22 protein-coding genes and 1 riboswitch are annotated in these 22,834 nt (G+C 62.7%); of the genes, 9 read left to right on the top strand and 13 right to left on the bottom strand.

The window, feature by feature from the left end; translation table 11 throughout:
• The first annotated feature begins 13 nt into the window (after window positions 1-13).
• Window positions 14-916 carry a DMT family transporter gene (locus tag L63ED372_RS05985; RefSeq protein WP_062404317.1) on the top strand — a complete coding sequence of 301 codons (903 nt, stop codon included), beginning with the start codon at window positions 14-16 and terminating at the stop codon, window positions 914-916.
• A 77-nt stretch (window positions 917-993) separates the two neighbouring features.
• Here L63ED372_RS05985 and L63ED372_RS05990 read toward each other — a convergent pair whose 3' ends face one another.
• From L63ED372_RS05990 to L63ED372_RS06010, 5 genes are all read right to left on the bottom strand, one after another.
• Window positions 994-1,776: a class II aldolase/adducin family protein gene (locus L63ED372_RS05990; protein WP_062404319.1), complete on the bottom strand. Its 783-nt coding sequence runs from the start codon at window positions 1,774-1,776 to the stop codon at window positions 994-996.
• Window positions 1,777-1,836: 60 nt separating this feature from the next.
• Entirely contained in the window at window positions 1,837-2,457 is a 621-nt protein-coding gene (locus L63ED372_RS05995) for an exopolysaccharide biosynthesis protein (protein WP_062404321.1), read from the bottom strand.
• A gap of 31 nt (window positions 2,458-2,488) precedes the next feature.
• Window positions 2,489-2,884: a hypothetical protein gene (locus L63ED372_RS06000; RefSeq protein WP_156343564.1), complete on the bottom strand. Its 396-nt coding sequence runs from the start codon at window positions 2,882-2,884 to the stop codon at window positions 2,489-2,491.
• Window positions 2,885-3,100: 216 nt separating this feature from the next.
• A complete protein-coding gene (locus L63ED372_RS06005; protein ID WP_062404325.1) occupies window positions 3,101-3,814 on the bottom strand; it encodes a response regulator transcription factor in 714 nt (237 codons plus the stop codon).
• A 59-nt stretch (window positions 3,815-3,873) separates the two neighbouring features.
• The gene (locus tag L63ED372_RS06010) at window positions 3,874-5,514 is read right to left on the bottom strand and encodes a sensor histidine kinase (RefSeq protein ID WP_082431606.1); all 1,641 of its coding nucleotides are present in this window, start codon (window positions 5,512-5,514) and stop codon (window positions 3,874-3,876) included.
• 185 nt (window positions 5,515-5,699) lie between these two features.
• On the opposite strand from L63ED372_RS06010, the gene L63ED372_RS06015 reads away from it, so the two are divergent.
• The 4 genes from L63ED372_RS06015 (at window position 5,700) to L63ED372_RS06030 (ending at window position 9,996) form a co-directional block, all read left to right on the top strand.
• Complete coding sequence (locus L63ED372_RS06015; protein ID WP_062404329.1) at window positions 5,700-6,257, top strand: hypothetical protein; 558 nt, start codon at window positions 5,700-5,702, stop codon at window positions 6,255-6,257.
• A 94-nt stretch (window positions 6,258-6,351) separates the two neighbouring features.
• Window positions 6,352-6,458: riboswitch (TPP riboswitch) on the top strand.
• Window positions 6,459-6,535: 77 nt separating this feature from the next.
• Window positions 6,536-7,639, top strand: a complete 1,104-nt coding sequence (locus tag L63ED372_RS06020) for a thiamine ABC transporter substrate-binding protein (protein ID WP_231624577.1) — start codon at window positions 6,536-6,538, stop codon at window positions 7,637-7,639.
• 34 nt (window positions 7,640-7,673) lie between these two features.
• Window positions 7,674-9,332, top strand: a complete 1,659-nt coding sequence (locus tag L63ED372_RS06025; protein WP_231624578.1) for an ABC transporter permease — start codon at window positions 7,674-7,676, stop codon at window positions 9,330-9,332.
• A gap of 4 nt (window positions 9,333-9,336) precedes the next feature.
• Window positions 9,337-9,996, top strand: coding sequence for an ABC transporter ATP-binding protein (locus L63ED372_RS06030; protein WP_062407724.1), 660 nt, complete (start codon window positions 9,337-9,339; stop codon window positions 9,994-9,996).
• Window positions 9,997-10,017: 21 nt separating this feature from the next.
• Here L63ED372_RS06030 and L63ED372_RS06035 read toward each other — a convergent pair whose 3' ends face one another.
• The 5 genes from L63ED372_RS06035 to ylqF form a co-directional block, all read right to left on the bottom strand.
• Window positions 10,018-10,611, bottom strand: coding sequence for a 3'-5' exonuclease (locus tag L63ED372_RS06035; RefSeq protein WP_062404331.1), 594 nt, complete (start codon window positions 10,609-10,611; stop codon window positions 10,018-10,020).
• Complete coding sequence (locus tag L63ED372_RS06040; RefSeq protein ID WP_062404333.1) at window positions 10,608-12,308, bottom strand: FAD-dependent oxidoreductase; 1,701 nt, start codon at window positions 12,306-12,308, stop codon at window positions 10,608-10,610. The genes L63ED372_RS06035 and L63ED372_RS06040 overlap by 4 nt, the downstream gene beginning before the upstream one ends.
• 35 nt (window positions 12,309-12,343) lie before the next feature.
• Window positions 12,344-13,201 (bottom strand): dioxygenase family protein, encoded by an 858-nt coding sequence (locus L63ED372_RS06045; protein WP_062404335.1) that lies wholly within the window; start codon window positions 13,199-13,201, stop codon window positions 12,344-12,346.
• 12 nt (window positions 13,202-13,213) lie between these two features.
• Entirely contained in the window at window positions 13,214-14,083 is an 870-nt protein-coding gene (locus L63ED372_RS06050; RefSeq protein ID WP_062404337.1) for a fumarylacetoacetate hydrolase family protein, read from the bottom strand.
• A 94-nt stretch (window positions 14,084-14,177) separates the two neighbouring features.
• On the bottom strand, window positions 14,178-15,104 hold the full coding sequence (ylqF, locus tag L63ED372_RS06055; protein ID WP_062404339.1) for a ribosome biogenesis GTPase YlqF: 927 nt from the start codon (window positions 15,102-15,104) through the stop codon (window positions 14,178-14,180).
• Window positions 15,105-15,243: 139 nt separating this feature from the next.
• Between ylqF and L63ED372_RS06060 the strand changes: the two genes are divergently transcribed.
• Window positions 15,244-15,438: a hypothetical protein gene (locus L63ED372_RS06060; protein WP_062404341.1), complete on the top strand. Its 195-nt coding sequence runs from the start codon at window positions 15,244-15,246 to the stop codon at window positions 15,436-15,438.
• Window positions 15,439-15,447: 9 nt separating this feature from the next.
• Here the strand turns inward: L63ED372_RS06060 and L63ED372_RS06065 are convergent, their stop codons facing one another.
• Genes L63ED372_RS06065 through L63ED372_RS06075 form a run of 3 tightly spaced genes read right to left on the bottom strand, consistent with a single transcriptional unit; the run spans window position 15,448 to window position 18,462 of the window.
• Window positions 15,448-16,899: a carboxylesterase/lipase family protein gene (locus L63ED372_RS06065; RefSeq protein WP_082431607.1), complete on the bottom strand. Its 1,452-nt coding sequence runs from the start codon at window positions 16,897-16,899 to the stop codon at window positions 15,448-15,450.
• Window positions 16,892-17,857 carry a Bug family tripartite tricarboxylate transporter substrate binding protein gene (locus tag L63ED372_RS06070; protein ID WP_062404345.1) on the bottom strand — a complete coding sequence of 322 codons (966 nt, stop codon included), beginning with the start codon at window positions 17,855-17,857 and terminating at the stop codon, window positions 16,892-16,894. Before L63ED372_RS06070 ends, L63ED372_RS06065 begins: the two co-directional genes overlap by 8 nt.
• Window positions 17,854-18,462 carry a TetR/AcrR family transcriptional regulator gene (locus L63ED372_RS06075; protein ID WP_062404347.1) on the bottom strand — a complete coding sequence of 203 codons (609 nt, stop codon included), beginning with the start codon at window positions 18,460-18,462 and terminating at the stop codon, window positions 17,854-17,856. The genes L63ED372_RS06070 and L63ED372_RS06075 overlap by 4 nt, the downstream gene beginning before the upstream one ends.
• Window positions 18,463-18,668: 206 nt before the next feature.
• Here L63ED372_RS06075 and L63ED372_RS06080 point away from each other — a divergent pair, with 206 nt between their 5' ends.
• From L63ED372_RS06080 to L63ED372_RS06090, 3 genes are all read left to right on the top strand, one after another.
• A complete protein-coding gene (locus L63ED372_RS06080) occupies window positions 18,669-20,768 on the top strand; it encodes a RecQ family ATP-dependent DNA helicase (RefSeq protein WP_231624579.1) in 2,100 nt (699 codons plus the stop codon).
• Window positions 20,769-20,804: 36 nt separating this feature from the next.
• A complete protein-coding gene (locus L63ED372_RS06085) occupies window positions 20,805-21,308 on the top strand; it encodes a hypothetical protein (RefSeq protein WP_062404351.1) in 504 nt (167 codons plus the stop codon).
• Between the two features lie 124 nt (window positions 21,309-21,432).
• On the top strand, window positions 21,433-22,827 hold the full coding sequence (locus L63ED372_RS06090) for a M20 family metallopeptidase (protein WP_062404354.1): 1,395 nt from the start codon (window positions 21,433-21,435) through the stop codon (window positions 22,825-22,827).
• The last annotated feature ends 7 nt before the right edge of the window (window positions 22,828-22,834 follow it).

Here is a 22,834-nt window from a genome sequence, read left to right on the forward strand (position 1 = left end):
TTCTTATGAACCCATGAATTCAACATCCATTGCCCCTGTGCGGGCCGATCACCCGCTGCAAGGCATGGCTTGGATGGTGGCGGGTGTATTTTTGCTGGCGGTTTTGGATGCCTTGTCCAAGCATGCGGTGTCTCAGTTGTCGATTCCGGTATTGATTGCAGCGCGCTCGGCGATGGTGCTGGTTTTGCTGGGCCCGTGGGTGCTGCGCAGCGGCGGCTGGTCGGCGTTGCGCACGCGACGTCCGTGGGCACATGGGGTGCGCGGCTTGTTTTCCGTGTGTTCAATGTTGGCCTTTTTTGAAAGCCTGCGCTTGTTACCGCTGGCCACGGTGATCGCCATCAGTTTTGCTGCACCACTGTTCATGACGCTGTTGTCGGTGCCGCTGCTCAAGGAACGTGTCGGGGTGCACCGTTGGGGGGCGTTGTTGGCGGGGTTTTTGGGGGTGAGCCTGATCGTTGGGCCGCAGGCGCTGGACGGCGATTTGGGTTGGGGCGCGTGGCTGGCCTTGTTGGCGTCGCTGTTGTATGCGGCCTCAATGGCCTGTGTGCGTTGGCTGTCGCCGACCGAGAGTGATTTGTCGATGCTGGTTTGGCAGAACTTGACCATGGGCCTTGCCGGTGCGGTGGGGCTGTTGTTTGTACCGCTCGAGGCGCCTGCGGGCATGTGGCCCATCATCGCTTTGATGGCCATCTTGGTTTTGCTTGGCCAGCTCTGCACCTTTCGGGCCTTGCGGCTGGCTCCGGTGGGTGTGGTGGCGCCGCTCCACTACAGCGAGCTGCTCTGGGCGGCCTTGTTGGGTTGGGTCTTTTGGCGCGAATGGCCTGGGGCCCATGTGTGGTGGGGCGCTCTCTTGGTGGTGGGCGCGGGTTTGTACACCTTGTGGCGTGAACGCGCTCGCACCCATGGCGGCGGTTGAGGGTGCCACGGCCGCAGCGTGGCAATTGAGATGCTGGCTTGTTGGGGCTTTCTTCGAACCCTCAGTCGCTTAATGCGTCAATCGGCGTAGCCCGGATTCACGCGGTCGACCACGCGCATCATGGCTTCAAAAAACAGCCGCTCACGCTCGCTGCGGGGGTGGCGATCTTGGGGGCTGGGGGTTTTGATTCGCTGGATCACCGATTCGGTCAGCACATTCAGGGCCTGGCCTGTGCCCATGGCCAGCACTTGGGTGCGGCAGGCTTTTTCGAGTTTGTAGAGCCTGCGATAGGCTTGCGCCACGGTGTCACCCACCGTCATCACGCCATGGTTTTTCATGAAAAGCACGGTTTTGCCACCGCTCATGAGCTGCGACAAGCGCTCACCCTCTGACAAGTCTGCCGCCAGACCGGTGTAGTGGTCGTCATAAGCGATGGCGCCATCAAAGAAAGCAGCAGTTTGGGTGGCAGGCAACAAGCGGTTGGCTTTAAGCATGTTCAAAGCCAGTGCCCAGGGCTGGTGGGTGTGCAGCACCACTTTGGCCCCGGTCAGGCGGTGCACCGGAGCGTGGATCGATTGCGCCGACAGCTCCACCAAGCCTTCGCCTTCCAGGGTTTCGCCCGCTTCGTTGAACACCATCATGGTGCTGGCGCGGGCCTCGGACCAGTGCACACCAAAGGGTGAGATCAGGTATTGGTCTTCCCGCCCCGGCACGGCCACGGTGAAGTGGTTGTCGATGCCCTCGTCAAAGTCGTGCAGCACCGCCAAACGCAATGCGGCAGCCAAGTGCACCTTGACCTGCCAAACAGGGTCGTTGGCGTTGTGGTTTGGCCCTGATGCGGAGGCGGCAGAGGTCGACATGTGCAATCTTTCAAGCGGTGGATGAGCCTCGACTCTATGCATCCGCCGCCATCGCGCCTGTCACTTTGGCAGCAAATCCATCATCCGATCGAAGGCTTGCACGGCCAGATGGCCCACCGACAGACCGTAAGCCACACCCACCAAGCCGACGGCGGTGGACAACAAAAGCGCCAGGCCGTCGCGGAACATCCAGCCCAGGCTGAGCAGCACCAGGCTCACGCCTGGCAACACATTGCCAAAAGGCAGGGGCACAAAGATCACGAAGCCCATCAGCGCAATCCAGGCCCCCCACCAGGCGCGTGTGCCCGCATGCGAGAGCCACGCCCAGCGCGGGCGCATCAAGCGTTGGCTGCTTTCGTACAACCAGGCCAGCCCCTGCAGACAACGGCCACTCCAGCGTTCATTGAGCGACAAGTTGCCCAGACGCTGCGGCAAGCTCAGTGTTTCGCGCTCGCGCACCCACGACCAGGCGATCGCCCAAATGCCCAGACTCATGAGGGTGCCCGCACCGGCCACGGGCAGCACACTCACCACGGCCAGCAGCATCAACAGCACAGCCAGGGAGGACTCGCCATGCAGCCGCACCAAATCCTGCAAGCTCAGTTTCAGATCGGGACCACCGCCGCCTGCGCGGTGTACCTCGGCCGCCTGGCGCAGGCGTTGGGACAGGATGGTTTTCATGGTGCGGCTTTATGGAGGTGCGGCCGGTTGTTCAAAGCTTCAGGCTTTTGCGCGATGCATGCCAGCCTTTTCTAACGAGCAGGTGCCCCAACACGGCACCCACCAACAAGACCAGCGTTCCTGCACCCCAGCCCAGCCACAGCAGTGGGGAGATCCAGCTCATCAGTCCTTGAGCCGAGGGCAATACCTGGCTCAACCATTGCACCAAGCCAACTCCGGCCTCTTGCAGGCTTTTGAGCCATGCCGTGTCCACCCAAAAGCCCAACCAAGCAGGCACAGGCCATTGGCCAGCCACGCTGGCGAGGTCAGCCACCTGTCCATTGGCCATGCTGGCCAACAGCCACTGGCTCAGTTGCTCGGTCAGTGCAACCAGACCGGTCCAAAACGCCATCAAGACCAGAAAAACCAACCAGATGAGGACTTTCATGAAGGCTCTCCCATGGGGTGTTTCGGGTGCGAATGTGGGCTGTGGCCATGAGGCCAGGCGGTGCGGATGTTCATGGTCGGCTGTCTTCGGGTTGATCAAAAGAAAAGTGAAGATAGCGTCTTTGAATAATCCGAAAAACAAGACAATTATGTACGGATAATCTCTAAAAATCGAAGTGTTGGTGGCGTCATACGCAGCCCTTCACTTCGTTCGGCTCTAGCCCGCCTCTGCTGGCGCTTCGAGCCGGTAGCCCAAACCGCGCATGGTCTGGATCAAGGGACTGTCGCGGCCTTCGTCGATCTTGCTGCGCAAGCGCCGGATGTAGACATCCACCACATTGGTCAATGGGTCCTCGTTCAGGCCCCACACGCTGGACAAAATCCGTTCGCGACTGAACAGCCTGCCGGGTGCGCTCATCAACAGCTCCAGCAAAGCCAACTCCCGCGCTGTCAGGTTCAACACTTCGCCTGCTCGCGTGGCCCGCATGCTGTCGCGGTCGAGCACGATGTCGGCTACTTGCAAGTGGCTGGGGCGAGTGGCCATGCCTTGTGCACGACGGCACAAGGCCTCCAGGCGTGCCAGCAGTTCCTCGAACTCAAAGGGCTTACACAGGTAATCGTCTGCCCCCATGCGCAAGCCCGCCACCCGCTCCTCCAGGGCGCTCAGGGCCGTGAGCATCAGGATCGGGAAGGGCACGCCTTGGGCCCGCAAGGTTTGACAGATGTCCAGCCCATTCATGCCTGGAAGCATCAGGTCCAGCACCACCACCGTGGGGGGATGGCCAGGTGCGGTTTGCCGAGCCGCGTCTTGCACCAAGGCCAATCCTTCAGGTCCAGTGGCTGCGCGTTGAACTTGCAGGCCTTCGGCCTTCAGGCCGCGTTGCAAAAAATCGGCAATCCGCGGGTCATCTTCGATCAGGATGATGTTCATGGTGGGGTCAAGGGTTGAGGGCGAACCAAGGCGAGGGCAAAGAACGGCAAGAGCGTGTGTCAGCTGGCTGGAGGATCGGAGACTGTGGACAAGGGCTCCCAATGCAGCAAAGGCAGGCGAAGCTGCACTCGGGTGCCGGTGCCTGTGGCCTCGTCGGCCGGGCTCTCCAGGGTCAAGGTGCCGCCATGAGCCTGAGCCAAAGCCTTGGCAATGGGCAAACCCAAGCCGCTGCCAGCGGCGCGGTGCAAGCGGGCCATGCGGCCCCTGAAGTGCCGATCAAACACCTGGTGCAGCTCTTCAGCTGGAATGCCAATCCCTTGGTCGACCACCTCCAGCACCAGCGTGGGGCTTGCATCATCGCTGCACCACCAAAGCAGACTCACGCTGCCAGCGGGGTGGGAGTAGCGCACCGCGTTGTCCAGCATCAAGAGCATCAGCTGACACAAGCGCTGCGCATCGCCCATGACGAGCACGGCCCCTGAGGGCATGGCTTGTGCGTTGATCTGGATGTGTCGCTCACCCGCCAGGGCTTGGGCTTGGGCCAGTGCGTCGCCCAATGGTTCAGACAGGTCGACGCGCTGGTGCACCATGCTCAGTGTTTCCATGTCGCTGCGGGCCATGGCCAGCAAGTCGTCGATCACCGAGCCCAGTTGCCTGGAGGTGGCCACGATGCGTTGCAACGCTTCACGGTATTGCACAGCTGGGCGTTCGCCGCCGCGCAAGGTGATTTCGGCTTCACCGCGGATGGCGGTGGTGGGGGTGCGAAGTTCGTGGCTGATGTCGGCCAACAACTGGCGACGGCGCGTGTCGGTTTGTTGCAGTGACTGGTTGGCCTCGTGCAAGGCGCTGGTGCGCTCGCGCACCTCGGTCTCCAGCCGCTGGCGGTGCTCGGTTTCCTGTTGTTGGTGCTTTTCCAGTGCGGCCGCCATGGCATTCATGCTGCGGGCCACATCAGAAAATTCGTCTTGTTCGTTCAGCGGCACGCGGTGTTGCAGCAGGCCCTGGCGCAGCTTGTGAGCGCCTTGCACCAATTCGTCAATGGGTCGGCGAAGTGCCCGGGCAAAGTAGAGCGTAGCCCCCAAAGCCAGCAAAGCCAAGGTCAAGGCCATGCCGATCCAGAGCCAGCGAATCCGATCCAGTGTGGCGTCGGCCGCCAGCCGTTCGCGCTGCATCGCAGCGCTTTCGCGGGTGATGCTTTGGGCGATGAGTTCACGCAAATCACGCCCCTCTGATTTTTCAAAGACCTCGGTGAGGGTGTCCCAGCCCAGCCGGGCCGGCATGTCGGCGGGCAAGGTTTTGACCTGCATCAGGGCTTGGCCCAGGTCGTGAACGTTGTGGCCCAGCACCTCGACAGCGTCAGTGCGGGCCGTGTGTTCTTCGCTGGCACGGCCGTCCAGGCCCATTGCCGCGGCTTTTTGGGCCAGCAGGGCCAACTCGCCCAAGCCTTGTTGCATTTGCTGGAGCAACTCGTCGCGCTCCTCAGGGTTGCCTCCGGCGCCGATTTTGTGTTGCGTGACCCACGATCGCAGCCGTTGTTTGGTGGCCAAAAGCTGCACAAAGCCCTGGTGGATGTCGCTGGCCAAGCGCCCGCGTACGACCTGGCGTTCGGCCTCGCGCAGGGCAAACACGGCACCCACGCCCTGCAAAACGATGCACGCGGCCAATACAAGCAATACCCCAGAGAGCTGTCTTCTGAACATGGGTCTATTGTCACCGCCGTGGTTGGCGTTCGCGATGGTGTCATCTTTTGTTAATGCCGTGTTCAGCGCCTCGTCATGCGATCGTCAAGTCCGGTTCATGGGCGGGCTTTTCAATACGGTCAGACATCTGAAAACAAACAGTTTGTCTTTTTTCAACTTTTTAATACTGAAAATGGAGTTAAACCATGAAATCCTTGTCCTTGATGGCCGCCTCGCTGGCTTTGTTGGGTCTGTCCGGCGCTGCCCAAGCCACCACCGTGGTCAACCAAGCCATCACCGAGGCCGAAGTGCGCAACGCCCAAGCCGCCTGGTGCAAGGCCCTGGTGGACATCAGCACCACAGGCGCCACCCAAGGCCAGGCTGCTGCCAAGGCCCTGGCCGAGAAGGTGATCGATGCCGCTTACGGTTACCAAATGGGCGCAGTCTTGTTCAAGCCCACGCTGACCGTGGCGCCCCAGACTTTCCGCACCACCAGAGCGGGCGCTTTGGCCTACTTTGTGGGGGGAGACAGCAACTTTCCGAAGGACACTGGTTTTGCGCTCAAGGGGTGGACAAAGTGTGAGTCCAAAAACGCCGCCGTCTTCATTGCCGGAGACTCGGCCAGCAGCATGGGCAACGTCATGATCACCGACCGGGCGGGCAAAGTGACCACGGTTGACAAGACTTGGAAGTATGTCAAAGACGACGCCGGTCAACTGCGCATCGTGCTGCACCATTCGTCGCTGCCTTACAGCGGCACCTGAGACAGGCGCGGCCTAGCGCCGATTTGGGCTGAGGGCTTGCCCGCACGCGGACATGCGTGCGGGCTCAAGCCCCACAGTCCCCGCCTACAATGCTTGACTTCACCGGGGGTGCCCTGGCTGCGATCTGCGGCAGGGGCTGAGACATACCCCTCTCACCTGATCTGGGTTGTGCCAGCGTAGGGAGCGTGAAGTGAAAGCCCTCCCCAAGCACCCGGCGTGCACCACGGCTTTGCGCTTCATGCCCCAGGCGGGCTTGAAGGCAAGAAAGGCAACAGCGCATGTGGCAAACGTTTCGGCGATGGGAAACATCGGCAACAGCCGTGTTGATGTGCGGCTGGCTCGTGGCTTGGCCCTTGGGGGTTTGGGCACAAGCCAACACATCCTCACCCTCAGTGCTGCGTGTCATGACACACAGCTCCTTTGATCTGCCCAAGCCCTTGCTGGCCCGTTTCGAGCAAGAAGCCAATGTGAAGCTGCAGCTCATCCAAGGCGGTGATGCAGGCGAGATGCTCAACAAACTCATCTTGAGCCAAGCTGCCCCCGTGGCCGATGTGGTGTACGGCATCGACAACACCTTGTTGCCCCGCGCTGTGGCCGGGGGCATTTTGGCCCCCTTTCCTCAGGCCGCAGGCTCTGTGGCGCACCGCCCGGCCCTGGCCCATATGGCCGACACGGCCGGTCCGGACGGCGTGGTGGCTGGCTTGGTGCCCATCAATTACGGCTACGTGAACCTGAACATCGACAAGGCTTGGTTTGCCCAAAAAGGACTGGCCTTGCCCAAGAGCCTGCAAGAATTGAGCAGCCCGGCTTACCGGGGCTTGCTGGTGGTGCCCAATCCGGCCACCTCCAGCCCGGGGCAGGCCTTCATGTTGGCCACTGTGGCCGGTTTGGGCGAGCAGGCCGCTTTTGATTGGTGGGCACGGATGCGGGCCAATGGTCTCAAAGTGGTCAAAGGCTGGAGCGAGGCTTATTACACCGAGTTCAGCCGCAACGGCGGCAGCCGCCCCATCGTGGTGAGTTATGCCACGAGTCCGGCCGCCGAGGTGTTCTACAGCAAGCAAAAAATCAGCGCCTCTCCCACCGCCAATGTTTTTTTGCCGGGTGCAGTGTTTCGCCAGGTCGAGGGCGCGGCCTTGCTCAAGGGTGCCAACCCGGCTGCCCAGGCCGCAGGGGTGAAGTTCATCGAATTTTTGCGCTCCCCGGCGGTGCAGCAGGCCCTGCAAACCCGCTTGTGGATGTACCCCGCCGAGCCTGGGGTGGCGCCTGATGCCGTGTTCCAACATGCGCAAGAACCGACCCAATTTGAGGCCGTGTCCTTGCAGGCCCTGACGGCCCAAGCGGGCAGCTGGCAGCGGCGCTGGACACAAGTGGTGCTCAAGTGAGTGGCTCATTCACCGCCACCATGATGTCGCCGCCATGATGTCCACCCGGTTTTCAGCCAAGGCCACCGCCTTATCCCGAAAGCGCCGCACCGTGCTGTGGCTGGCGGCCGGACCGGCTTTGTTTGCGCTGGCGCTGCTGGTTTGGCCGGTGGCACGTTTGCTGTGGCAAGGCCTGTGGGGTGAACCGATGGCGGGCTTGCTCCTTGATGACTCCGTACCCTGGTGGCTGGACGCACACCTGCAGTGGCGTGTGGGCTGGACGCTGGTGCAGGCCCTGGTCACCTGTGTGCTGTGTGGGGTCTTGGGCTTGCCAATGGCCTGGGTTTTGGCGCGGCTGGAATTCAGGGGGCGCGTGGCCTGGCAACGCGCCTTGATGCTGCCTTTTGTGGTGCCGACGCTGGTGGCTGCGCTCGGCATTTTGGCGCTGTGGGGGCCGCGTGGTGTGCTGGGAGCGCCCTTGGCTCTGGCGGGCTGGACGTTGGAGGGCAGCCCCTGGATGCTGCTGCTGGGCAATTTGTTTTTTAACTTGTCTTTGGTGGTGCGTGCTGGCATGGACGGTTTGGCACAGGTCAGTGCCCAGCGCGTGGCGGTGGCCCGCACGCTAGGGGCCACACCGTGGCGGGCTTTTTGGCGGGTCGAGTGGCCTGTCATGGCGCCTTGGCTTGCATCGGCTTTGTGCCTGGTGTTTTTGTATTGTTTCACCGGTTTTGGTTTGGCCTTGGTGCTGGGCGGGCAGCACTGGGCCACGGTCGAGGTGGAGATCTACACGCTGATTGCCCACGAGTTGGCCCTGGCCCCAGCGGCCTCGTTGGCCGTGGCCATGCTGGCGCTCACGGGGGGCATGGCCTGGGCCTATGCCTGGGTGGAGCGCCGCTTGGCCAGCCCGGCCCGCATCACCCCGGTGCCTCGCCGTCCTGTGCGGGGGCTGGCCATCTGGAGCGGCTGGGCGCTGGCCTTGGGCGCTTGGCTGCTGTTATGCGGTGCGCCTTTACTGGCCTTGCTGCTGCAGGCGGCGCAAGCTGTGGGCTTCGGGCAGGGCTGGGAAGTGCTGCGCGAGGACGACACCTGGCGGGCGGTGAGCAACACCTTGCGCTTCAGTGGTTTGGCGATGGCGCTGGCCACGGCGCTGGGTGTGCTGCACGCGCTGGCGGGGCAGGCCATGCGCCGCTGGACACCCGCCGCGCTGGCTTGGCGGGCGAGTGCTTATGCGCCGCTGGTGGTGTCGCCCGTGGCCCTGGCTTTTGGTTTGTTGTTGCTTTACCCCCAGTGGCTGGCAAGTTGGCCACTGTTGGTGGCTGCGTACGCCTTGCTGGCTTACCCCTTTGTGGCCAAAGCGCTCACCGCTGCGCTCGACGCGCTGCCCGATCAATACGCCCAGGCCGCTGCCAGCTTGGGTGCCGGGCCTGTGCGCGTCCTGTGGCGCGTGACCTTGCCGCTGGTGGCCCCTGCCTTGCGCCGGGGCATGGCCTTTGCCGCTGCCACCATGCTGGGCGAGTTTGCGGTGTCTTTGTTGCTCGCACGCCCCGAATGGCTGACCTTGAGCACCTTGATTTACCAACGTCTGGGTCGTCCCGGCAGCGCCAACTTGGACGCCGCGCTGGTGCTTTCTGCGGGTCTCATGGCCTTGGCCTTGCTCGCTTTTTGGCTGATCGAAGGGCGGGGTGAACCTCGCCGCGCCCCACACCAGGATTGACCTCATGCTTGAACTGCGCCACATCACCCACCATTGGCTTGGGCCCCAAGGCCAGCGCCAAACCTTGCTGCAGGACGTGAATCTGCGCATCGAAGCGGGCCAAACTGTGGCCTTGCTGGGCGCCTCGGGCAGCGGCAAGAGCACGCTGCTGAAAATCGTGGCGGGTCTGGAGACGCCGGAGTCAGGCAGTGTTTGGCTCGACGGTCAGGACATCAGCGACTGGCCCCCGGAAAAACGCCGCTTGGCCCTGATGTTTCAGGACTTTGCCTTGTTCCCGCACCTGAGGGTGCAGGACAACGTGGCCTTTGGTCTGGTGGAGCAGGGCCTGGGCCGCAACGCTGCGCGGGGGCAAGCGCAGGCGCTGTTGCAGCGCTTTGGCCTGGAGGGCAGGGGCGGCGAGAGGGTGGACACGCTGTCGGGCGGCGAGCAACAGCGTGTGGCTTTGGCCCGGGCACTGATCACCCAACCCCGTGCGCTGCTGCTGGACGAGCCCTTTTCTGCGCTCGACGCCGAGCTGCGGGTCAGCCTGCGCGAAGAGTTTGCCCGCCACATTGCCGAGCACGGCATGCGGGCCTTGCTGGTGACCCACGACGAAGCCGAAGCCCGCGCCATGGCCAGCGCTGCTTGGCGATTGCAAGGCGGCAGCTTGGTCAGTTTGTGGTGAGGTGTTGATGCCGTTGGCGCTTCAAAGTTCCAGCGCCTGCCAGACCCGAATGGCCGCATACGCGTCGTTGGCGGCGTAAACCAGTTGCGCCTCGCTCAGGCGGGCGTTGGCCCAGTTGCTGGTGGCGGCTTTTTTGGACTTCATGAAGCGCTGGTTGAACAGCACCGCCACCGCACCTTTGACGCCCATGTCCTTGCGGTAGCCGCGTTGGTGGAACACGGTGTTGAGCTCCAGGATGCCCTGCGGCTCGATGCCCAGTTTGTGCACGATGCGTTTGCGGTCATCGCCCAAGCCAAACCCGGCTTTGACCATGCCGCTTTGTGCCAACAACTCGGCCGCCACGCTGCGGCAGTCTGGGTCGTGCAACTGAAACACCCAAGCCCGCTCGGGGGTGGACAGTTGCAAGATGTGCGGGCCTTCGGAGGTTTCGCCCACCTTGAAGGTGGGTTTGGATTCGGTGTCAAACCCCCAGGCGCTGGCCCGAGCGAGTTGGTCTTGCGCCTGGCGGGCCTGCGCTCCGGTGCACACCAAGGTGATGCGATCCAAGCCCAGCCTCTCAAAAGGTGGGAGCAAGGCGATGGCGTCTTTGTCGGGTGTGGCGTGGCGGGTGTTCATGCAGGCAGATCAGGGTCCGTGGTGTGACCCTGGACTGTATCGCCTGAGCCCATGACCTTGGCCAAGATGGGTTGGGCCGCCTCGCCACCCTGTCCACGCCAGGCCACGATTTGGTCCGGTCGGATCAAGACCAGGGGGGCTTGGTAAAGGTCAAAGATCTCGGGGCTGGTGTGGTGCACGGCTCTCAAATCCATGCCCATGGTGGCCGCTGCGTTTTCGAATGCGGTGGTGTCGACCGGCTCTGGACCCAAGACCAGCAAGGTCCATTCGGTGTGGAAAGTGTCAAAGAGCGAACGGCCATCGGGAAGCCACGCATGAGGCGGCCTGCCGCCCGGTGTGGCGCAGGGCGTGTAGCTGTTGGCGGCATCGGGCGGGGCGGTGGTGCCGTCACCCACGATGATGTGGCTGCCGTCGTAGCGTCCACCAAAAGTCACCCCTGGGATGTTGAATTCGCGCCGCACATGGCCGTTGAGGTAGTCCGATGCGACGGACCGGGCTGCCTCGCCTTCAGGGCTCTTGTCTTCAAGTTCGGGCACGGCTTCAAAGAGGCCAATCGAGTCGGCAAACTGGCGGGCATAGCCGGTGTTGCGCACGGCCAAGGCGTGACGTTCGTGGTGGTAGCTGTCCAGCAAGGCGGCTGGTGCTTGGCCTTTGAGCACGCTGGCCAACTTCCAGCTCAGGTTGACGGCGTCTTCAACCGCTGTGTTGTAACCCAGGCCCCCGGTGGGGGTGAACAGGTGCGCCGCATCACCGCCCAGAAAGACGCGACCTTTCTGGAAGGACTCCGCGACCAGCGCATGGCCCGCCATCCAGGTGGCCATGGAGAGGATGTCGATGTCGATGGGCTGCCCAAAGGCCTGCGCAAACAAGCGCCGTGCGTCGGCTTCGGTCAGCGCTTCGGTGGCAGCGTCGTCGGCCATTTGGATGTGGAAGGCGAACTCACTCACCCCGTCGACCGACATGATGAAGGCACGCAACTCGGGGTTGACCACCACGTACATCCATGAGCGGTCATTGGGGTTGCGGGCGTAAAACTCGGGCGCCTTGAGGTAGACCGCCAGCATCTTGCCGCCCATGAACTTGCGCTTGAAGCCGGTGGCACCGCCCCAGGCGATGCCCAGCTCCCGGCGCACCATGCTGCGTGCCCCGTCGGCCCCCACCAGGTAAGCGGCTTGCACGTTCAGCTGTTCTTCACCATTGACCGATTGCACCATGGCTTTGATGCCGCCTTCGGTATCCTCGAACGATGCGAGTTGCCAGCCGTAGCGCATCTCGACGCTGGCCTGCTGCTGGGCGTGTCGATGCAGGCAGACCTCCACGAATTTTTGTGACACCCGGTGCGGCAGCTCTGCGGCGCTCCACGAGCCCGACATGTTTTTGATGGCCTGTGGCGCTGCGGCAGCGGTGGGTAGGCGCAGGCGGGCCAGCTCGGTGCCCGCAAAGCGTGTCAGGTAGGCGATGTCGGTGGGGTGGTCGGGCGGCAAGCCCATGCTGCGGATTTCATGTGCAAAGCCCAAACGCCGGAAATGCTCCATGGTGCGTGCTTGGGTGGCGTTGGCCTGCGGGTTAAAAGCGGTGCCGGGCTTGGCATCGACCAGCAGGCAGCGGATGCGGCGCCTGCCCAGCTCAATGGCCAGCATCAGCCCGCAAGGGCCGCCGCCCGCAATGAGGACGTCCACTGTCAATGTGTTGGACATAAATGCATCTGCTCCGTGAGGGTGTCGGTGTGGTTTCAGTCTTCGCGTGCCAGCCGTATCGGCAGCTCGACACTCAGGTACTGGGCGGGCAAGCCCATGCGCTCGGCCGTGGCGGCATCAGACGCAGGTGTGAACGGTCGAACCAGTGAAGCGCGCACACCAAACACGGCGTCTTTGTCGACCCAAGGGTCGGCTTCGTCAAACACTTCGGTGATCAAGCTGCGGTAGCCGGTGGCTTCGACAATGATGTGGAAATGCGCAGGGCGCCAGGCGTCACGATGCGACATGCGCAGGAGCTCGCCCACCGGACCGTCGGTGGGCACCATGTAGGGACGAGGGCGGATGGTGGCCAGCTCGAAGCGACCGTCAGCCTGCACCTTGAGCTGGCAGCGCAGGTTGTCCTGGGGCTGGCTGTCGTCCATTTGCCAGTACATGCCGTTGTCAGCGTTTTGCCAGAAGTCGATGCTGGCGTTGGCCAGCGGCTGTCCGTCGGTGTCGGTCACACGGCCTTGGATCAGCACGGCCTCGCCTTCGTTTTGATTGATCAGGTTGCTGCCGTTGTCCACCCAGGGTGATCCGCGGGTGTGGAAGGGGCCGAGTACGCTGCCTTCGGTGGCGCCGGGCCTCGCGGCCAGCAGGTCCACCAGCGAGGACAGGCCCAGCACATCAGACAGCAAAGTGAACTCGCTGCGCGATGGGCTGCTGATTTCGGCCATCCGGTGCAAGAAGGCGATGCCGTCGCGCCACTCATCGTGGCTGAGGCCGGTTTCGCTGGCAAATGCGTGCAAGTGGTGTACCAGGCGGTTGACCAAGTGGCGTTGGCGTTCACCGTCAATGTTCGCAAAGCTGCTTTTGACGGTGTCAGTCAAGTTGTCTCGGGTGATGTTTTTCATGGCGGGGCAGATTCACAAGGCCAGCAGGCCGACTTGGTTGCGCAAAACGCCAACGCCTTCGATGTCGATCTCTATCGTGTCGCCCGGCTGCATCCACACGGGCGGCTTGCGGGCATAACCTACACCTGCGGGCGTGCCCATGACGATCACGTCACCGGGCTCGAGCGTCATGCAAGCCGACATCATGGCAATCGTGGGCGCCACATGGAACACCATGTCGGTGGTGCTGGCGCTTTGCATCACTTGCCCGTTTAGCCGCGACTCGATGTGCAGGCCCACACAACCGGGCGGCAACTCGTCGGCCGTGACCAAGTGGGGGCCAAAGCCGCCGGTTTGGTCAAAGTTCTTGCCCACGGTCCACTGGGTGGTTTTGCGCTGGTAGTCGCGGAAGGTGGCATCGTTGAAGCACGCATAGGCAAACACCGAGTCGAGCGCCTCAGCCTCGCTAACGTTGCGGGTGGTTTTGCCGATCACCAAGGCCAGCTCGGCCTCGTAGTCCAGCGATGTGGAAATTGGCGGAATCGGGATGGTGCCGCCATGTGCCAGCAAAGACGATGGGCCACGGAAAAAGATGGTCGGGTAGTCCGCCACCTTGTTGCCGCCTTCGGCGGCGTGGTCGTGGTAATTCACGCCCAGGCAAAGGATCTTGCTGGGGCGGGGCACACATGGCAGCAAGCTGACTTGGTCAAGCGGTGTGGCCGAGGCCTTGGCCGCACGCTGGGCAATGCTGGCCATCAGCGCAGGGTTGCCGCTGGCTTGGGCAAAAAAGTCGTTGATGCTCTCGGGCGCTTGGTCCATGCAGTGGCGTATGTCCACCACGGTTTGGCCGAGCAGGACGCCGTATCGTGTGGCGTTGTTTTGTGTGTAGCTGATGAGTTTCATGAGACTTGACCGTGAATGAATCAAATCATCGTATGGGTAAAGTCTTCAGCGAGGTGTCACTCCGGGGCCACGCTTGAACCTGAGCTGAGACGCATCACTTGCGTGCAGGCTTTTTGGTCTTTTCGATGGCTTCTTTGCGCACCGCCCGTTCGGCATCGGCCTTTTTGCCTTCGGCGAGCCACTGGGCAAATTGTTCGGGTGTCTCGATGGTCACGCGGCCCAGGGCCCCGGATCTGAAGTCGTGGATCGCGATGTGGGCGGCCTTGGTGGTGTTGATGCGGCCGCCGCTTTGCATGGCGCCCCGCACCCGGCCGATGGCCTCGAGCAGGGTTTGGTCGGTGTGGCTTTGCACATCGTCGATTTTGTAGCGGTCGGCCAGTGCTTGTGGGTATTGGGGGATCAGGTAGTTCAGCAGCTCCAGTGCCACTTCTTCTTCGTCAAACGCGTTCACACCGATGGCCCCGCTGGCGGCCAGGTTGTAGCCGCTTTGCGCCACGATGATGCGCGGCCACAGCACGCCGGGGGTGTCGTACAGGTAAAAGTCATCGGCCAGTGCGATGCGTGCCTCCTGCTTGGTCACACCGGCTTCGTCACCGGTTTTGGCGGCGCGTTTGCCTTTGAGGGTGTTGATCAGCGTGGACTTACCCACGTTGGGGATGCCGCAAATCAACACCCGCATGGGCTTGACCATGCCGCCCCGGTTGGGGGCCAGTTGCTGGCAGGCGTCGATCAGCGCTTTGGCGGGCGAGCTCATGCTGGTGTCCAGGCCAATGGCGCGAACACCGGGCATGGCGTTGTAGTGGGCCAGCCACTGCGCCGTGCGGACCGGATCGGCCAGGTCTTGTTTGCTCAGGATCTTGAGCGCGGGCTTGCCCTTGATCAGCTCGGCCAACATGGGGTTGGCACTCGACCCCGGCAGGCGGGCGTCCAGCATTTCGATGACGACGTCAATCTCTTTGATACGCTCCCCGATCGCCTTGCGCGTGAGGTGCATGTGTCCGGGAAACCATTGAATCGCCATATAAGAAGCCGCTGCTGACTGAAAGTGCCAAAGGGGTGATTGTCGGGCAGTTCTCAGCCACTTGACGCCAGGTGCACGCCGAGCGCAGTTAACCAAGGCTTGTGAGGCGGTGCTGAAAGGGGACTGTGCGGGCCGAATCTTGGCTTATGACCTGACTGTGGCCGTGATTTATGCCGATGTGGTGGCCTGGCGGGAGCGCGAAGGTCTGCCCCTGGCCATGGCCGACGCCCAGATGGCTGCCACTTGTTTGGCCTACGGTGCCCGGCTGGCCACACGCAATGTGCGGCATTTTGAGGGTTTGGGTGTGCCTTGGGTGAACCCTTGGCAGTCTTGAGGCGGTTTCTCACCCCACTTTGAACACCCGCCAACGCTCATCTGCGTCAGCCCAATCGGACATGGCCTCACCCCTGACAAACATGGCCCAGCGGGTGTGCATGTCGTGGGCCAAATCGGGTGGTGCCACCGCGCCAATGAACTCCTGGGCTCGGCTTGATGGGGTGTTGCCCAAGACAAATGGGATTTCCATGGCATGGGCTGCGCCCAAGCGCCCGCCATACAAAGGCGATGGCCATTCAAACCGGTACAAAAAGGTGGGGCAATGGGCCTGGTGCAGCAGTTGCGCCAAAGCCAAGGTGGGCTTGCCGTAAAAATAGTCGGTCTGGATGCGGCTCAGTGCATCGCCCATGCTTATTTGTGGGCGCTCGGCCCGGTAGCCGTCCAGCGTCTGGGCCAAGGTTTGGGCTGACCAGCCGATGTCCTCTACAAAGGTCCAGACCCTGGACTCATCAATCCGATCAATCTCGCCGTTGGGTACGAGGTAGAAACGCATTTCTTCGGCATTGGAGCCCAGCAAGACCGCACGCTTGGCACCGCCCGAAAGCAGGCGCTTTTCAATCGCTGGCAAGGGCGCCATCTCAATCAGCTGGCCATCGACCACTGGGCGCACGGGAAAGTAATTTCTGGGGCGCAGTCCCCATTGCTTTTTGAGGACCTCATTGCCCATAAACGAGGCCAATGCCCGGGTCAGCGAGGCCAGCGGTACCGCGGCGAGTGCTTGGCGCGTGGGCGCAACACCCAGCACACCGGCCAAGGCATGGCGGATGCGCTGTGCGTCGTCTAGGCTGTGGCTTTGCATGCTGGGGCTTTGCAAAATGACGCGCTCGAACAAGGCCTCACTGCTGGACAAGCCCATCAGGTGGGTGATGGCGCCGGCGCCTGCCGACACACCCGCCACGGTCACGCGGCGTGGGTCGCCGCCAAACATGGCAATGTGCTCTTGTACCCAGTGCAGCGCCGCCAGTTGGTCTTGCAGCCCCCGGTTGGGCGCAGCATCGTCAAAGTGCATGAAGCCATCAACGCCAATGCGGTAGTTGATCGACACAAAAACAATGCCCTGTCGGGCCATGGCACTGCCGTCGTACAAGGCGTCGGATGCGCCACCGCGCATGAAACCACCACCGGGAATCCAGACCATCACCGGCCAAGGACCATCACCTGCGGGCGGGCACCACACATTCAGACTCAGGCAGTCCAGATCGCCTGCGTGGTCAGCACTGCCAGGCAAACCGGCTTGTGCTGCCACGGGGCCAAAACGATCACATGGGCGAACTCCTACCCATGGCGATACCGGTTGTGGTGCTTGCCAACGACGCTCACCTACGGGGGCCGCCGCATAGGGGATGCCCTTGAAAATGCGCAAAGCGGGCGATCCGGTATCCCCCGCAGCAGCGCTGCTGACGCCTTCGATCCAACCCGTGGGCAGTTGCAGGCGCAGACCGTGGGCTAGGTTACTCACTGGCCAGACCCAGTTTGTCGATCAAGGGTTTCCAGACCGCGATGTCGCGCTCGGCCCAGAGCGCCACGTCTGTGGGTTTGCTGGTGGTCAGGGTCACATTCATGGCGTTCATGCGCGTGACGTAAGCGCTGTCGTTGCGGCACTTGTTGGTGGCTTCATTGAGTTTGGCCACCACATCAGCAGGGGTGCCTTTTTTGGCCACGATGGCAATCCAGGCTGGGCGGGCCAGCGCTTGGGGGCCACCGGCTTCGCTGATGGTCGGCACATCCGGCATGAGGCTGGAGCGCTCGGCCGCAAAAACAGCCAGGGGAATCAGTTTGCCCGCTTTGACTTGCGCTGCCGCTGTGCCAATCACCAGCGTCATGGCCTGAATTTGTTGGCCCATCAAGGCGGTCAGGCCGGCGGCTTCACCCACAAAAGGCACATGCGTGGCGGGCCATTTCATGGATTCGGTCAAGGCCGTGGTCAGCAGGTGGGCTGGGCTGCCTTTGCCAGGGCTGCCAAAGTTCAAGCCACCCGCTTGAGACGCTGACACTTTGCCCAGATCGGCGAGTTTGGTCACGCCCGAACCCGCCGGGACCACCAGCACCAGTGGCGAGGTGCCAATGACAGCGACACCATCAAAGTCCTTGATCGGGTCGTAGGGCATTTGCTTGTGCACAAAAGGCGTGATGGTCATCTGCGACATACCGATCGTCATCACGTTTTGCCCGTCGGCGGGCTGGCCTTTCAGGTAGTTGATGGCCAAGATGCCGTTGGCGCCGGGCTTGTTTTGAACCACAGAGGGCTGTCCTGTCTGACGCGAGGTGCACTCTGCCCAGGCCCGGGTCATGGCGTCAGAGCCGCTGCCGGGTGGCTGCTGTGCGACCACCTGCAGGGCTGTTTGAGCTTGGCTGGCCAAGCCCATGGTCAAGGTGGCGGCCAGCAAGGCGGCTTGGGGCAGGGAAAAATTTCTCATGGTGTCTCCTGGGGTTTTGTGGGGATGGACTGGATGAACTCGGACAAGAGGGTCAACTGCGAATCGATGGCGGCAGCGGGCGCGAACGGTCGAACCAGGCCCAGGCCCCGCAATGTGGTCAAAACAAACTGCATGTGTGCTTCAGCCTGTCGATGGATGGCGATCTCGGGGAATGCTGCCAAGAATTGCACGCGCAGGCGCTGTTGAATAAGGGACCGTTGCTCGATGATGTGGGCGGTCATGACGACATCATCAACCGCAGCCAAGTAGGCCGACCAAGCGCTTGCAAAACGCGGCTGGCTGTAAAGCTGCGCCCAGGCTTGTCGGACGAAATGCTCTGACCGGCGGCGCAATCCCCAGCGGGGTGAGGGCCAAAAATCGGTGTCACTTTCGAGTGAATCGATCAGCAGGCTGAGCACTTGCATCATCAAGGCCGCTTTGGAAGGGAAGTGGTGCTGTACCGCGCCGGTGGTCATGCCAGCGGCTTGGGCCACCGCCTGGATGGAAAGCCTGCCCGCGCCTTTTTCTTGCACCAGAGTCAAGGCCGAGTGGAGCAAACGCTCATGTGTGAGTTCTCTTTTGACCTGGTGCAAATTGGGTTTCATGGGGACTGTCAAAGCCTGCGGTGAATTTAAATTAAATTATGGTCGTAATGTAATTTGACGGGCACCATGTTTACCCTGATTCAGCCAAGAGCAGGGCAATACATGCTCAGGAGGGCGCAGGGCATTGCGATTGGCGCATTCGCGGCACCAGGCGTTGCAAAATGGGGCATCAGTACAAACGCCAACCAAGGCGAACAAGGGAGCCCATGAACACAGCCAGTCACTCGCAAGGACCATTGCCGCCTAAGCGCGAGTTCGCCGAGCAGCACATGCACACCATCCTGGCCCGCCTTGCCGGGCCGGGGGCAGTGCCCCGTGCCGACCAAGTGGACGCGGTGCATGCGGTGCTGCAACCGGCGTCGCGCGTGTTGGTGGTGCAAGCCACCGGATGGGGCAAGTCGGCGGTGTACTGGGCGGCCACGCACGCGATCCGCAGCACAGGCGCTGGCCCCACCTTGGTGGTGTCGCCCTTGCTGGCACTGATGCGCGACCAGGTCAGCGCCGCCGAGCGGGCGGGCCTCAAGGCGGCCACGGTGAACTCCACCAACATCGACGATTGGGACAAGGTGTTTCAGCGGCTGGACGAGGACGCCATTGACGTGCTGCTGGTCTCGCCCGAGCGGCTGGGCAACCCGCGCTTTGCAGCGCGGCTGGGCGCTTTGTTGGCCCGGGTAGGTTTGATCGTGATCGACGAAGCACATTGCATCAGCGACTGGGGGTTTGACTTCCGGCCCGATTACCAGCGGCTGGCGCGGGCGCTGCTGTCCACGCCCACGGCCAGCGTGTTGGCCACCACGGCCACGGCCAACGAGCGGGTCACGCTGGATATTGGCAAGCAGTTGGGCGATTCCACGGTGACCTTTCGCGGCACGCTGGCCCGCACTTCGCTCACTTTGTCGGTGGTGCCGGGTTTGTCGCCCTTGCAGCGCTACGCCTGGATTGCCGATGCGCTCGAACAATTGCCTGGCTCGGGCATTGTGTATGTGCTCACGGTGGCCGAGGCCGAGCGCTTGACGGCTTTTTTGCGCAGCTGCGGCCATGCGGTGGACGCCTACAGCGGGCAAACCGATGCCGACACGCGTTTGCAAGTGGAAGAGCGTTTGCGCCACAACCAGGTCAAGGCGGTGGTGGCCACGTCGGCGCTGGGCATGGGTTACGACAAGCCGGACCTGGGGTTTTGTGTGCATGTGGGCTCGCCCTCGACCCCGGTGGCCTATTACCAGCAGGTCGGGCGTGCGGGCCGGGCGGTGGCGCATGCCGAAGGAGTGTTGTTGCCGTCAGATGCCGACGAGCGGATTTGGGATTACTTTGCCACCGCGTCAATTCCAGATGCTGCGACAGCCGCCAAGGTGTTGCAAAGCTTGGGCAGCGATGGGCGCAGCTTGCTCGAGATCGAGGCGGACACCGGCGTGCGCCGGGGGCGGCTGGAAGCGCTGCTCAAAATTTTGGCGGTCGAAGGCGTGGTGGACAAAGACGGCTCTGCGTGGCAGGCCACGGGTGTGCCGTATGAGCACGACACGGCCAAATGGACCGCGCTGGCCCAGGTGCGTCAGCAAGAGGCGGGCATCATGCGCCAGTACGCACACGGCCAGGGCTGTCTGATGGCCTATTTGCAGACCGCGCTGGACGATCCAGCGCCCGCGCCGTGTGGCCGATGCTCGGTGTGTACCGGGCATTTGCCGTTTCCGGGGCTGTCGCCTTCAGCCGACAAACTGATCGCCGCAAGGGACTTTTTGCGCGGCATGGATGTGGACATCGAGCAGCGCAAACGCTGGCCGGGTGGGGTGGGGCGCAAGGGGAGCATTCGGGGCTTTGATGCGGGCCGTGCTGTGGCCTTTGCCGACGACCCCGGTTGGGTGGCCGAGCTGCAGGCTTTGCGCCTGGCCACCAGCGGGGCAGGTCATGGCGAGGTGCCGCCTGAGCTGCTGTCCGGGGCTGTGGCCACGCTGGGCCGTTGGGCCAAAAACTGGCCTGCGCGGCCCGTGTGTGTGTTGCCACTGCCCACGCCCAACATGGCGGCCAACCGGCAATTGGCGACGCACATTGCGCAAAAAGGCCGTTTGCCTTTGCACGATGTGTTCAGCTGGCAGGGCGGCCCCGCGCCCGATGACAGCGCCTCCACGCCCGTGGTGGCGCACCTGGAGTCGGCCATCCGCCTGGCTGCCGATGCCGCGCTGCCCGCAGGTCCGGTGCTGCTGGTGGCTACCCAAGTGCGCACCCGTTGGGCTGCCACAGTGGCAGCGGCGCTGCTGCGCGAACGTGGGGCCGCTCAGGTGCTCGTGCTGGCTTTGCATTTGCAGCCTTGAGGCATGATCGGCACTTACTTTTGAACGACCCACACGATGAGCGACGACCCACACGACAGCCCCCTGCTGCAAGAAGCCCGCCTTTGGCAAGACGAAAACTGGACCGCTCAAGTCATCAAGAACGAGGACGACGATGGCTGGGCGGTGGCCATGTTCAAGACGGGTGAGTCCGAGCCCGCCTTGGTCGGGCCCTGGACCATGGGCCGCGACAAAAAGAACCCCAAGCCGCTGGACGGCACGGCCTTCATCACGCTGGTCAAAACCGCCAGCGAGTTTGTGCGCCGCAGCGAACAGCAGCTGCACGCCCAGCTCAACCAGAGCGTGACCGTGAACGGCAAGTACAGCCGTGTCACGGTGCTGCTGCGCATCGTGCCTGACGAAGACAACCCCTATGCGGTGCTGAGCGCGCAGGACGAGGGCGGCGATGAGCTGGCTGAAGTCAAGGTGGATGCCGGCTTCAAATTCAACCGCCAGACCGCGCAGGCTTGGGTGGATGCCGACTTTGCCAAGCCGGGCCAATCGGGCACTGGCAGGCGCTGAAGTCACGCCAGGCTGTCACCTGCGGGCCAGGCCATCACATGGGTGCTTGACTTGCAGGCGCTGAGCTGGCACCTTGGTGGTTGACTTCACCTGCCACGACCTTTCGTGGCTTTGGAAAGACCCCATGAGCCGACAAGCCGCCATTGACCGAGCCCAGCGCCATTTTGACGAGGGCCATTTCCAGCAAACCCTGGCCCGCCGTGTGGCCGCCCCCACCGAGAGCCAAAACCCCGAGCGTGCCCAGCAGTTGGAGGCTTACCTGACGCAAGAGATGCAACCGGCCTTTGAAGCCATGGGTTTTGCCTGCCGTTTGTTGCATCACCCCAAGGCCAAAGCGCCTTTTTTGTGGGCCGAGCGCATCGAAGACCCGGCCTTGCCCACCGCGCTGGGCTACGGCCACGGCGATGTGATCCGGGGCTTGGACAAGGAATGGAAAAGCGGTTTGTCGCCCTGGTCGCTGACCGAGCAAGCCGGGCGCTGGTACGGCCGGGGCATTGCCGACAACAAGGGCCAACACAGTGTGAACCTGCAGGCCATGGCCTGTGTCTTGGCCGAGCGAGGGCGATTGGGCTTCAATGCCAAATACCTGATCGAAATGGGCGAGGAAACCGGCTCGCCGGGTTTGCGCGATGTGTGCGCCGAGCACCGGGAGTTGATGCAAGCCGATTTGCTGATCGCCTCAGACGGCCCAAGGCTGCGTGCAGACCGGCCCACCATTTTTTTGGGCTCGCGCGGCTGCATCAATTTTGAGTTGTCGATCGAAGCGCGTGCGGGTGCGCACCATTCGGGCAATTGGGGTGGCCTGATTTCCAACCCCGGCATTCAGATGGCGCACGCGCTGGCCAGCCTGGTGTCAGCCACGGGCGAAATTCTGGTGCCCGAGTGGCGACCTGCCGAATTGCCCGCATCGGTGCGCCGTGTGCTGGCCGATTGCGAGGTGGATGGCGGTGCCGACGGGCCGGTGATCGAGCCCGAATGGGGCCAGCCGGGCCTGAGCCCCGCCGAGCGCGTGTTTGGTTGGTCTTCATTTGAGGTGCTGGCCTTCAAGACCGGCAACCCCGACACACCGGTCAACGCTATTCCGGCGCGGGCCTGGGCTTGTGGCCAGCTGCGCTTTGTGGTCGGCATTGACCCGGATGACATCCTGCCCGCCTTGCGCAGGCACCTGGACCGGCACGGTTTTGGGATGGTGAAGGTCAAAGCCGCGCGGGACGAATTGTTCAAGGCCACCCGCATCGACCCCGACGACGACTGGGTGCGCTGGGCGGTAGATTCTCTGGCCAGCACCACGGGTAAAAAACCGGCGGTGCTGCCCAACCTGGGCGGCTCATTGCCCAACGACATCTTCACCGACGTGTTGGACCTCAAAACCATTTGGGTGCCGCACTCTTACCCAGGTTGTTCGCAGCACGCACCCAACGAGCATTTGCCGGCCGAATTGTTGCGCGAGGCCTTGACGGTCATGACCGGTTTGTATTGGGATCTGGGCTCGGGCGCTGTGCCTGCGCTGTCACGTTGAAAGTCTG

It is taken from the genome of Limnohabitans sp. 63ED37-2, from assembly GCF_001412535.1.
In the GTDB taxonomy this organism is placed as follows: Bacteria; Pseudomonadota; Gammaproteobacteria; order Burkholderiales; family Burkholderiaceae_C; genus Limnohabitans_A.

Coding starts and splice junctions, on each gene's coding strand:
- L63ED372_RS05985 (WP_062404317.1), top strand. CDS start 14: ATGAATTCAACATCCATTGCCCCTGTGCGGGCCGATCACCCGCTGCAA.
- L63ED372_RS05990 (WP_062404319.1), bottom strand. CDS start 1,776: ATGTCGACCTCTGCCGCCTCCGCATCAGGGCCAAACCACAACGCCAAC.
- L63ED372_RS05995 (WP_062404321.1), bottom strand. CDS start 2,457: ATGAAAACCATCCTGTCCCAACGCCTGCGCCAGGCGGCCGAGGTACAC.
- L63ED372_RS06000 (WP_156343564.1), bottom strand. CDS start 2,884: ATGAAAGTCCTCATCTGGTTGGTTTTTCTGGTCTTGATGGCGTTTTGG.
- L63ED372_RS06005 (WP_062404325.1), bottom strand. CDS start 3,814: ATGAACATCATCCTGATCGAAGATGACCCGCGGATTGCCGATTTTTTG.
- L63ED372_RS06010 (WP_082431606.1), bottom strand. CDS start 5,514: ATGTTCAGAAGACAGCTCTCTGGGGTATTGCTTGTATTGGCCGCGTGC.
- L63ED372_RS06015 (WP_062404329.1), top strand. CDS start 5,700: ATGAAATCCTTGTCCTTGATGGCCGCCTCGCTGGCTTTGTTGGGTCTG.
- L63ED372_RS06020 (WP_231624577.1), top strand. CDS start 6,536: ATGTGGCAAACGTTTCGGCGATGGGAAACATCGGCAACAGCCGTGTTG.
- L63ED372_RS06025 (WP_231624578.1), top strand. CDS start 7,674: ATGATGTCCACCCGGTTTTCAGCCAAGGCCACCGCCTTATCCCGAAAG.
- L63ED372_RS06030 (WP_062407724.1), top strand. CDS start 9,337: ATGCTTGAACTGCGCCACATCACCCACCATTGGCTTGGGCCCCAAGGC.
- L63ED372_RS06035 (WP_062404331.1), bottom strand. CDS start 10,611: ATGAACACCCGCCACGCCACACCCGACAAAGACGCCATCGCCTTGCTC.
- L63ED372_RS06040 (WP_062404333.1), bottom strand. CDS start 12,308: ATGTCCAACACATTGACAGTGGACGTCCTCATTGCGGGCGGCGGCCCT.
- L63ED372_RS06045 (WP_062404335.1), bottom strand. CDS start 13,201: ATGAAAAACATCACCCGAGACAACTTGACTGACACCGTCAAAAGCAGC.
- L63ED372_RS06050 (WP_062404337.1), bottom strand. CDS start 14,083: ATGAAACTCATCAGCTACACACAAAACAACGCCACACGATACGGCGTC.
- ylqF (WP_062404339.1), bottom strand. CDS start 15,104: ATGGCGATTCAATGGTTTCCCGGACACATGCACCTCACGCGCAAGGCG.
- L63ED372_RS06070 (WP_062404345.1), bottom strand. CDS start 17,857: ATGAGAAATTTTTCCCTGCCCCAAGCCGCCTTGCTGGCCGCCACCTTG.
- L63ED372_RS06075 (WP_062404347.1), bottom strand. CDS start 18,462: ATGAAACCCAATTTGCACCAGGTCAAAAGAGAACTCACACATGAGCGT.
- L63ED372_RS06080 (WP_231624579.1), top strand. CDS start 18,669: ATGAACACAGCCAGTCACTCGCAAGGACCATTGCCGCCTAAGCGCGAG.
- L63ED372_RS06085 (WP_062404351.1), top strand. CDS start 20,805: ATGAGCGACGACCCACACGACAGCCCCCTGCTGCAAGAAGCCCGCCTT.
- L63ED372_RS06090 (WP_062404354.1), top strand. CDS start 21,433: ATGAGCCGACAAGCCGCCATTGACCGAGCCCAGCGCCATTTTGACGAG.